10 protein-coding genes are annotated in these 10,081 nt (G+C 68.6%); 6 read left to right on the plus strand and 4 right to left on the minus strand.

What is annotated here, in order from left to right; genetic code table 11:
• Window positions 1–56: 56 nt before the first annotated feature.
• The gene (locus tag ACFE87_RS21165; RefSeq protein WP_375461643.1) at window positions 57–983 is read left to right on the plus strand and encodes a sulfite exporter TauE/SafE family protein; all 927 of its coding nucleotides are present in this window, start codon (window positions 57–59) and stop codon (window positions 981–983) included.
• Window positions 980–1,744: a TIGR02186 family protein gene (locus ACFE87_RS21170; protein ID WP_375461644.1), complete on the plus strand. Its 765-nt coding sequence runs from the start codon at window positions 980–982 to the stop codon at window positions 1,742–1,744. Before ACFE87_RS21165 ends, ACFE87_RS21170 begins: the two co-directional genes overlap by 4 nt.
• Window positions 1,745–1,747: 3 nt before the next feature.
• On the opposite strand, the gene pdeM is transcribed toward ACFE87_RS21170, so the two are convergent.
• Both pdeM and ACFE87_RS21180 read right to left on the minus strand, forming a co-directional pair.
• On the minus strand, window positions 1,748–2,449 hold the full coding sequence (gene pdeM, locus ACFE87_RS21175; RefSeq protein WP_375461654.1) for a ligase-associated DNA damage response endonuclease PdeM: 702 nt from the start codon (window positions 2,447–2,449) through the stop codon (window positions 1,748–1,750).
• A 5-nt stretch (window positions 2,450–2,454) separates the two neighbouring features.
• A complete protein-coding gene (locus ACFE87_RS21180) occupies window positions 2,455–5,139 on the minus strand; it encodes a DEAD/DEAH box helicase (protein ID WP_375461645.1) in 2,685 nt (894 codons plus the stop codon).
• A gap of 48 nt (window positions 5,140–5,187) precedes the next feature.
• On the opposite strand from ACFE87_RS21180, the gene ACFE87_RS21185 reads away from it, so the two are divergent.
• The gene (locus tag ACFE87_RS21185) at window positions 5,188–5,412 is read left to right on the plus strand and encodes a type II toxin-antitoxin system VapB family antitoxin (protein ID WP_375461646.1); all 225 of its coding nucleotides are present in this window, start codon (window positions 5,188–5,190) and stop codon (window positions 5,410–5,412) included.
• The gene (locus tag ACFE87_RS21190) at window positions 5,409–5,798 is read left to right on the plus strand and encodes a type II toxin-antitoxin system VapC family toxin (protein ID WP_375461647.1); all 390 of its coding nucleotides are present in this window, start codon (window positions 5,409–5,411) and stop codon (window positions 5,796–5,798) included. Before ACFE87_RS21185 ends, ACFE87_RS21190 begins: the two co-directional genes overlap by 4 nt.
• On the opposite strand, the gene ACFE87_RS21195 is transcribed toward ACFE87_RS21190, so the two are convergent.
• Window positions 5,799–6,743: a methyltransferase domain-containing protein gene (locus ACFE87_RS21195; protein WP_375461648.1), complete on the minus strand. Its 945-nt coding sequence runs from the start codon at window positions 6,741–6,743 to the stop codon at window positions 5,799–5,801.
• Window positions 6,744–6,749: 6 nt separating this feature from the next.
• On the minus strand, window positions 6,750–8,081 hold the full coding sequence (locus tag ACFE87_RS21200) for an MFS transporter (RefSeq protein WP_375461649.1): 1,332 nt from the start codon (window positions 8,079–8,081) through the stop codon (window positions 6,750–6,752).
• Window positions 8,082–8,289: 208 nt separating this feature from the next.
• Between ACFE87_RS21200 and ACFE87_RS21205 the strand changes: the two genes are divergently transcribed.
• On the plus strand, window positions 8,290–8,481 hold the full coding sequence (locus tag ACFE87_RS21205) for a hypothetical protein (protein ID WP_375461650.1): 192 nt from the start codon (window positions 8,290–8,292) through the stop codon (window positions 8,479–8,481).
• 65 nt (window positions 8,482–8,546) lie between these two features.
• Window positions 8,547–9,695 (plus strand): ribonuclease D, encoded by a 1,149-nt coding sequence (gene rnd / locus ACFE87_RS21210; protein ID WP_375461651.1) that lies wholly within the window; start codon window positions 8,547–8,549, stop codon window positions 9,693–9,695.
• Window positions 9,696–10,081: the final 386 nt, after the last annotated feature.

The following is a 10,081-nucleotide window of genomic DNA, read 5'->3' on the forward strand; positions in this document are numbered from 1 at the left end:
GACACGGAAGCGGCGACGAGGGCCACGGGCCCGAATGCCTGCGCCGGACGGATACGTTGCAGATTTATCTTCCGATCGCCGAGATGCCGATCAGCATTCTGCTGATTCTCGGCATGGGCGCGGCCGTCGGCTTCGTCTCGGGATTGTTCGGGATCGGCGGCGGGTTCCTGATGACGCCGCTCCTGATCTTTCTCGGTATTCCGCCGGCCATCGCGGTCGCGACCCAGTCGGCACAGATCACGGCCTCCTCCACGACCGGCGCGCTCGCGGCTTTGCGCCGGAACGCCGTCGATCTGAAGCTCGCCGCCGTGCTTACGGCCGGCGGCTTCGTCGGGACGGCGCTCGGCGTCTGGGTCTTCGCGGCGATGCGGCGGGCGGGGCAGCTCGACCTCGTCATCGTGCTCTCCTACGTGACGCTGTTCACGCTGATCGGCTCGCTGATGCTGGCAGAGAGCCTGCGCGAGTTCTTCCGGGTCCGGCGCGGGACGGCGCGGCCGAGGCGACGGGGCGGCACCCATCCGGCCGCTTTCGGGTGGCCGCTCCGGATGCGGTTTCCCCGCTCGCAGCTCTACGCGAGCGTGCTGCCGATCCTGGGCCTCTCCTTTTCGGTCGGCTTCGTCGGGACCCTCCTCGGCATCGGCGGCGGTTTCATCGTGGTGCCGGCCCTGCTCTACCTGTTCCGGATCCCGACCGGCGTGGTGATCGGCACGTCCCAGGTTCAGGTCCTCTCGACCGCACTCCTCGCCGTCGTGCTGCAATCGGCCGTGAACGGCGCCGTCGACATCGTGCTGGCGATCCTGCTGATCATCGGGGGCGTCTTCGGCGCGCAATTCGGCGCGCGGGCGGGACGGGCGCTGCGAGCGGACCTGTTCCGCATCCTCCTCGGCATCCTGGTTCTCGCGGTCGGAATCCGGTTCGCGATCGACATCGTGGTTAAGCCGGCCGAACCCTTCTCGATCTACCTTCCGGACGGCCGGAAATGAGGGCCGTGGCGCTCGCTCTCCTGGCCGCGGCGCTCGGCGCCGGCCCTGCCGCGGCCGAGCGCCTGATCGTCTCGCTCTCGGCGAACGAGGTCGCGATCGGCTCGAATTACACGGGCGCGCAGCTCGTCCTGTTCGGCGTCATCGAGCGCGACGGGCAGACTGCCGACCGGCCTGGCGATTACGATGTCGTCGTGACCCTGCGGGGACCTCGCGAAAACCTGACCGTCCGCCGGAAGGAGGCGCTCGGCCCGGTCTGGATCAACCGGAGCCAGCAGAAATTCGTCGCGGTGCCGACGGTGCTGGGCGTGTTTTCGTCGCGGCGGCTGGAGGAGATCGCGTCGGAACCCGTCCGGGCCAGGCTGCGGCTCGGCCTGGAGGCGATCGTTCAGGCCCCGGAATTCACCTACGACCGCGGCCGGCAGGACGATCCCTTCCGGGCCGGTCTGATCCGCCTGAAGATGCGCGACGGCCTCTGGGCGCAGACCGGACGAGGGGTGGTCTTCGTGACTCGCGACTTTTTCCGCGCGACGCTGCCGATCCCGGGCACGGCATCGATCGGCAATTACGACGTCGAGGTCCTGGTGATGGCGGAGGGGACGCTGATCTCCCGCCGCAACGCTAGCTTCGAGGTGGTCAAGGCGGGGTTCGAGGAGCAGATCACCGCTTTCGCCCAGGAGCGTTCGCTCGTCTACGGGCTCCTCATCGGGACGATGTCGCTTGCCTTCGGATGGTTCGCGACCGTCATCTTCCGCCGCGACTAACGCTCAGTCGCCGCACAGCACGGAACGGCCGATCGCGAAGATGCGCTGCCGCCCGATGACATGGGCCGTGAAGCCGCGCGGGAAGAGCGGCGCGAAGGCTGCGTCGCAGGCATTGAGGCCTCCGGCATAGGCCCCGAAGGCCGGCAGGACGCAGCGCTCGCCGTCGGTCAGGAAGGCGCGCGCCCTGACGCTGCGCCCATGCAGCACGACCTTGGCGACGGGGTGGAGGTGGCCGGCGAGTTCCTGCGCCGCTCCGGCCTTCGGATGATGCCGCAACAGAAGGGCGCCGAGCGACACCTCGGCGACGACGCGCCCGCCGAGGCTCTCCGGCAGCGAGGGATCGTGGTTGCCGACGACCCAGGTCCAGTCGCATCCCTGAACGAGGGCCGCAAGCGCGGCTCGGTCCGGCGCGCCGAGGCGATCCGGGCCGTGCAGGTCGTGGAAGCTGTCGCCGAGCGCGATCACCTGGGCAGGATCGTAGCGGTCCACCACGTCCGACAGGGCCGCGATCGTGACCGGCGTGTCGTAGGGCGGCAGCATCGAGCCGCGCCGCGCCAGGGACGAGCCCTTTTCGAGATGGAGGTCGGCGACGACCAGGATGCGGGCCGCCACAAGGTAAAGCGCGCCGGACGGATCGAGCAGGCAGTCGAGCCCGGCGATCCGAACCGGGACCGCGGCCGGGCTCTCCTGGCGCAAAGCCGCCATCGCACTCACGCCGTCGCCTCGTCCATCAGCATCTGCTCCGCCTCGGCCAGAATCTCGTCCGCCGCCTCGCCGAAGACCCGCTCCCGCCCGATCTCGAGGATCAGCGAAATGGCGAGCGGCGAGACGCGGTCGAGCGGCTTATGCCTGATTCGTCCCCGAATGCGCGCCAGCATCAGCCCCAGCCGCTTCACATCCAGGAGACCGGTCGCGGCATCCGCCCGGGCCGCCCGCAGGAGGAGATGGTCCGGCTGGTGGCGGCGGAGCACGTCGTAGACGAGGTCGGTCGAGATGTTCGTCTGCCTCTGCGTCCGGCGCGTCTCGCCCGGATGGCGCTTCTCGATGAGGCCCGCGATGATGGCGCAGTCGCGGAAGGTCCATTTCATCATCGCGGATTCGGCCAGCCAATCCTCGAGGTCGTCTCCCAGCATGTCCTCGCCGAAGAGGTCGTCGATGAAGCCGGGTTCGGCCTCGACGCGCGCGCCGATATCGCCCAGGCAATAGGCGGCTAGGCCATAGTCATTTGCCACGAAGCCGAGCGGCCGGAGACGCGCGCGCTCGAGGCGCCGCGTCAGCAGCATCCCGAGCGTCTGGTGGGCGAGGCGCCCCTCGAACGGGAAGGCGACGAGGTAGTAGCGTTTCTGGCGCGGGAAGGTCTCGACCAGGAGGTCGCCCGCTTCCGGGATCAGCGAGCGCCGGCTCTGCTGGCGCAGCCACTCGTCCGCACCCATCGGCAAGCGGTCCCACCCGGCCTCGTCGGCGAGAAGCTGTCGCACCCGGGCCGCCAGGAAGGTCGACAACGGGAATTTCGAGCCGGCATAGGCAGGGATCTTTGGATCGGTGCCCTTGTTCGTGCGGGTGACATGGACCTCGTCCTCGTGGATCGCCTCAAAGCGCAGCACCTCGCCGGCGAAGATGAAGGTGTCGCCGGCCGTCATCATCTCGCAGAAGCCTTCCTCGACTTCGCCAAGGATGCGGCCGCGCGGGATGATGGTGCCCGGCTTGTTGCGGGCTTGGCGGACCATGCGGACCTTCAGCATGGCGCCGCCGACGATCGTGCCGGCATTCAGCCGATATTGCTGCGCAACCCGCCCGTCGCGGATCCGCCAGAGCCCGTCCGGCCCGCGCTGGATCTTGGCAAAACGCTCATAGGCCCGGAGTGCGTAGCCGCCGGTCGCGACGAAATCGACGACCGCCTCGAAATCCTCCCAGGTCAGCCAGGTATAGGGCGCCGCCGAGCGAACCTCCTCGAACAGGTCCTCCATCGAGAACGGCCCGGCGCAAGCCATGCCGAGCACGTGCTGCGCCAGGACGTCGAGCGCGCCGACTCGCGGGTCCGGCGTGTCCTGGGCGGCATCGTGGACCGCGTCGAGCGCGGCGGTGCATTCCAGGATCTCGAACCGGTTGGTCGGCGCGAGATAGGCTTTCGAGGGCTCGTCCATGCGGTGATTGGCGCGACCGATGCGCTGCATGATGCGGGACGCCCCCTTCGGCGCCCCGACATTCACGACGAGGTCGACATCGCCCCAATCGATGCCGAGATCGAGCGTCGCGGTGCAGACCACCGCCTTCAGCTTCCCGGCCGTCATCGCGGCCTCGACGCGACGGCGCTGCTCCCGGTCGAGGGAGCCATGATGGATCGCGATCGGCAGCGTCTCCTCGTTCAGCCGCCACAGCTCCTGGAAGGTGAACTCGGCCTGGAAGCGCGTATTCGTGAAGACGAGCGTAGTCTTGTGCTCGCGGATCAGGTCGAGGATCGCCGGAAAGGCCAGCGCGCCGAGATGCCCGGCGAGCGGCAGGTCGCGGTCGAGCGTCAGAATGCGGATATCGGCAGCGGCGCCGCCGGAGACGACGACGAGATCGGCGAGGCTTGGGCGACCCGGGCCTGCACCGACGCGCTCCCCTCCCCCTTGCGGGGAGGGGCTGGGGGTGGGGGTCGTGGAGGAGGAGCCTTCGACGGTGCCGTCTGGGCTACCCCCACCCCGGTTCGCGCCTCCGGCGCGACTCGGCCCTCCCCGCAAGGGGGAGGGTAGAGCGTCGGGTTCGTCCGATGGCCGTTGCGGCACCAGGTAGCGCTGCAACGCCTCCGGCTCGCGCACGGTGGCCGAAAGGCCGACGGCGGCGAGGTTCGGAACGAGGCGATAGAGGCGGGCGAGGTCGAGCGCGAGGAGGTCGCCGCGCTTCGAGGTGACGAGTGCGTGCAGCTCGTCCAGCACCACCCGGCGGAGGCCGCCGAACAGCTCCGCCGCGGACCGACTCGCGAGCAGCAGCGCGAGCTGCTCGGGCGTCGTCATCAGGATGTCGGGCGGCCGCTCGATCTGGCGCTTGCGCTTGTGCGGAGGCGTATCGCCGGTCCGGGTCTCGACCGTGACGGCAAGCTCCATCTCCTGGACCGGAATCTCGAGATTGCGGGCGACATCGACCGCGAGCGCCTTCAGGGGCGAGATGTAGAGGGTGTGCAGCCGCCGTCCCGGGGCTTTTCGCCCGGCCGGCGCGGGAGCACGGTCGGACAATTCCACGAGGCTCGGCAGGAAGCCGGCCAGCGTCTTTCCCGCCCCGGTCGGCGCCACGAGCAGGGCCGAGCGGCCCGCCTTCGCCTTGGCCAGCAGCTCGAGCTGATGCGGCCGCGGGCTCCAGCCCCGCGCCGCGAACCAGGCCGCGAAGCGGTCCGGAAGAAGATCGGGCGTTGTCACGGGGCTGTGTACACGCTACATGCCGATCGATCTACACGAGACGGGATCATGGCGCTTCATATCCGCGATGCCGAAGCCGATAGGCTTGTCCGAGAACTCGCCCAGCAGCGGAACATTAGTCTGACAGACGCCATCAAGCTTGCGGCCCGCGCTCAGCTCGAACGACCGTCACTGTACCAGCGCATCCGTCCTATCCGCGAACGCAGCAGAGAGGCCGCAGGTCAAGGGTTGCCAGTCGACAAAGCCTTCTACGATTCGCTCAACGACGAATGATCATCGACGCCTCTGCGCTCGTCGCGATCATCCTCGACGAGCCTGATGCCGAGTTCATCTCGTCGAAAGTGGAGAGGGCAAGAGATCGAATGACTCACGCCGTCTCCGTCTACGAAGCCGCCCTGGCCGTCGCACGGGGTCGAGGACAAAGCCCCTTTGAGGCCCGCCGCGATGTTGAACTCTTCCTGAAAGAGGCGGAGGTGACGGTCGTCGGTCTCGGGCCGGAGGAGGCCTCGGCAGCCGTGGACGCCTTCTTCCGCTACGGCAAGGGCCGTCACCCGGCGGCGCTCAACATGGGCGATTGCTTCTCCTACGCCTGCGCCAAGCTTCGCGGCATGCCGCTCCTCTACAAGGGCGAGGATTTCGCGAAGACGGACCTCGCCTGATCAGCGCGCCAAGACCGCGAGCCGCCCGGGCACGGGCTCGCCGCGATCCTCCCGGGTCGAGACGTCTTCGAGGAGAGGCAACGCCAGCCCGTCTTCGGCCGCCAGCGCGCGCAGGTAGGCCTCGCCGTGGGCGTAGCGGAGATCGTCGCCCAGGATGACGCCCTCCCCCGGATGGGCCTGGACCGTGAAGGCGAAGAGCCCGCCCGGCCGCAGCACCCGCGCCGTCTCGGCGAAGACGGGGCCGAGATCGCCGAGATAGACGAAGACGTCGGCGGCGAGGACGAGGTCGACCGAGGCGGCAGGCCGGGCCGCGAGCCAGGGCAGGAGGTCGCCCTCGGCGAGATCGTCGTAGAGCCGCTTGCTGCGGGCCCGCTCCAGCATGGCGGGCGAGAGGTCGATGCCCGCGAGCGTGTCGCAGACGGGCCGGAACAGCTCGGCCGCGAGACCGGTGCCGCAGCCGAGGTCGAGGGCGGCCTCGAAGCGGAAGGGCCGGAGCCGCAGGCTCGCCGCGCGGCGGACGGCCTCGTGGATCAGTTCCGGCGCGCGGTACCGGAGCGATCGCACGAGATGGCGATCGAAGCGGATGGCGTAGTCATCGAACAGCGCCCGCACATAGCCGGGCGAGATCGCTGCCATCGGGTCGCCGATCCCCAGCATAGCGAGCCGCGCGCCAGCACCCTGTCGATCCTCAGGGTCGAGTGCGCGCGCGTTCTCGAAAGCTTGCACGGCCTCAACCCGTCGGGCCGCCGCGTCGGGGCCGTCCGGCTCGGTTCGGAGCTGCGCCTCCCGGGCCCGGCCCAGCAGGAACCAGGCCGCCGCGAAACCCGGTGCGAGATCGAGCGCCTGCCGGGCTAGGTCGGCCGCCGCCTCCCAGTCGCTCTCCTGGAAACTCGCCTCCGCATAGCCGTAGCGGCGATCGGCCAGGAGGTCGCCAGAGGAATGCACGGCCGTTCAGGCGGGCCGGGCGGGCGCGAGCGCCTCGGGATCTGCCGGCGCCATGGCGACGGTGTCCGCGGGAGGCGAAACCGCACGGCCGTAGAGGATGCACAGCACCACGACCGGGATGCCGATCGCGGCGGTCAGCGCGAAGAAGACCGGGAAGCCGTAGGCCGCGACCATGAAGCCTGACAGACCCGAGACGAGCTTGCCCGGAAGCGCGTAGAGCGAGGAGAGCAAAGCATACTGCGTCGCCGCGAAGCCGAGCGCGGTAAGCCCCGACATGTAGGCCATGAGCGCGGTTCCGGCGAAGGTGCCCGAGAAATTGTCGATCGAGACCGCGACGGCGAGCCGCCAGACCTCCGGCGGACCGCCGGCGAGCCAGGAGAGAGCGAGATTCGATCCCGCGCCGACGACGGCGCCGACGATGAGGGTCGGGTAGAGGCCGTAGCGCGCGATCGAGAAGCCGCCCGCGAAGGCGCCGATCATACCGATCCAGATGCCGTACAATTTCGAGACGGCCGCGATCTCGGGGAGCGTGTAGCCGAGCTTGATGTAGAACGGGTTCGCCATCACGCCCGAGACGAAATCCGGCATGCGGTAGAAGGCGACGAGCGCCAGGATGGCGACGAGACGCGGGCCCTGCCGGCGGTAGAGATCGGCGAAGGGCGCCGCGACCGCGCGGCCGAACGAGAACGGCTCGCGCGGAGCTGTGGGGGCCCCTGCCCTCCCCGTTTCGGGCGGCGCGGGGGCGAGCAGCGAGGCCACGAGCCCAATGCCCATCAGGGCTGCCATGGTCAGGTAGGAGGCCTGCCATCCCGACGAGCTCGCGATCAGGAGAGCGCCGGCGCCAGCGGAAATCAGGCCGAGCCGATAGCCGAGCTGGTAGGACGCGAGCATCATGCCCTGGCGCTCGAGGCCGGCCGCCTCGATCCGCCAGGCATCGACCACGATGTCCTGGGTCGCGGCCGAGAAGGCGAGCAGGAAGGCAGCAAGACCGAGAAGCGGCAGAGTCGCCACGGGATCGGTCACCGACATCGCGAGGAGCGACAGTGAGGCGCATGCCTGCGCGACAACCATCCAGGCGCGCCGCCGCCCGAGCAACCGCGCGAGGATCGGGACGTCGAAGGCGTCCACCACCGGCGCCCAGAGGAACTTGAAGCTGTAGGGCAGGAGCAGATAGGCGAAGAGGCCGATCGCCTTGATGTCGATGTCGGACGTCGCGAGCCGGGCCGTGAAGGTCCCGCCAACGAGCAGGAACGGCAGCCCGCAGGAGAAGCCGAGCGCCAGCATCAGGGCGATGCGGCGGTCGAGATAGCGGCGGAGGGCGGCGATGCGGTCGGCCATGGTCGCTCGGCGGGTCTTCGGGACTCGGGCCATCATAGCGAAGAAAAGCTTAACGACGCGCCTCTCGGACACCGGGGCTTCCGTCGCGAGGGATGGGGCAGAGAGCGCGCCAACGAGCCCTGCGCGCAGCGCGGGGCGTTAACTCAAATTCGAAACGTCGCGTAGAGACTCCGGAAGCTACCTCGGCCGCTCACCGCGAGCGCCGATCATGCCTGTCGACCTCTCCCGAACCCTCCTCCTGTTCTTCTGCACCGTCTCGGCCTTCGTGACGCTCGGCCGGGCGCCGGGCGCGGTCAGTCTGAAGACCCGCGACATCGAAACGCTCATCCAGGGCGAGGGACGCTCGGGCCGCGACAAGCGGGCCCTGATCATCTGGCAGGGCGGTCCGCAGCGGGCCTGATCGCCCCCGTCCAGCCTTGCAGAATCCCGGTCGCCGAGCGCCTGAGCCTAGGCTATAGCCGTCGCATGGAGTCGATCACCGAGACCGCCGACCTCGAAACCGCTTGCGCCGCTTTCGCCGAGCGCCCGTTCGTCACCGTCGACACGGAGTTCATGCGCGAGACGACCTATTATTCGAAGCTCTGCCTGATCCAGATGGCAGGCCCGGAGATCGACGGCGTGCTGGTCGATCCCTTGGCCCCCGGCATCGACCTCGCCCCATTCCTCAGGCTGATGGCCGATGAGCGGGTGGTCAAAGTGTTCCACTCGGCGCGCCAGGATGTCGAGATCATCTGGAATATGGGCGAGGTGATCCCGGTCCCGCTCTTCGACACCCAGATCGCCGCCATGGTCTGCGGCTACGGCGATAGCGTCTCCTACGAGCAGCTCGCGAACGATCTCGCCAAGGCCCGGATCGACAAGTCTTCCCGCTTCACGGACTGGTCGCGCCGGCCGCTGAGCGAGGCGCAGACCGCCTACGCCCTCTCGGACGTGACGCATCTCGTCGCCGTCTACGAGCATCTCAAGGCGCAGCTCGAAGAGAGCGGCCGCACGGCCTGGCTCGACGACGAGATGGCGATCCTGACCTCGGGCGCGACCTATCGCAACGACCCGGACCTCGCCTGGACCCGCCTCTCCGGCCGCATGCGCAAGCCGCGCGAGATCGCGGTCCTGATGGAGGTGGCGGCCTGGCGCGAGCGCGAGGCGAAGGCCCGCAACGTGCCCCGCAACCGGATTCTCAAGGACGAGGCCGTGATCGACGTCGCGACCTCGGCCCCCCGCAGCATCGAGGCGCTCGGACGCCTGCGCTCGATCCCGAACGGATTCGAGCGCTCGCGCACCGGCGCCGATATTCTGGCCGCGGTGGAGCGCGGCATCGAACGCGATCCCGCAACCATCCCGGTCCCCTCCCGCTCGCGCGGCCGCAACGGCGGCGCCGCGACGGTCGAACTCCTCAAGGTCCTCTTGCGGGCCGTCTCCGAAAACGAGCGGGTCGCCCCGAAGGTGATCGCGAGCGTCGACGACCTGGAAGCGATCGCCGAGAGCGACACCGCCGACGTCCCGGCGCTGCGAGGCTGGCGCCGCGGGCTGTTTGGGGAGAAGGCGCTTGCCTTGAAGGCCGGCGCCCTCGGATTGTCGATCGACAGGGGCCGGGTCGTCACGACGGAGCGATGACCCGCGACGGGTCGGAGGAACATCCTTGAAGATCACGGTCCTAGGCAATTGTAGTCTGAAGGCCTAGCCTCCTGCATCCGTGCGATGCTGCCGGCTTATGAGGTTCACGAAGTTTACTTTGATAGCTCTATGACTATAATTCTACGCTTGTGCTGTAAGCTTTCTGAATGAACCCGGCGCGGCCCAGGCTCGTAAGCTCTTTTGCGAAGCTGTCTTCAACAACCTCCGGCATGCCTCAGGCTCGCGCGGCTTATCGCGATCTCGGCCTATGCGTGGGTCCCAACGATCAAATGAAGCTTGTTTCGAAGCCTAGGCTCGGATTCTCGATTCCGTTAGAGCGGTTTCAGCTTACTCCGGTTCGTATCCAGCGGCTCTGAAGTAGTTGG

Source organism: uncultured Enterovirga sp. (assembly GCF_964242715.1).
Taxonomy (GTDB): domain Bacteria; phylum Pseudomonadota; class Alphaproteobacteria; order Rhizobiales; family Beijerinckiaceae; genus Enterovirga.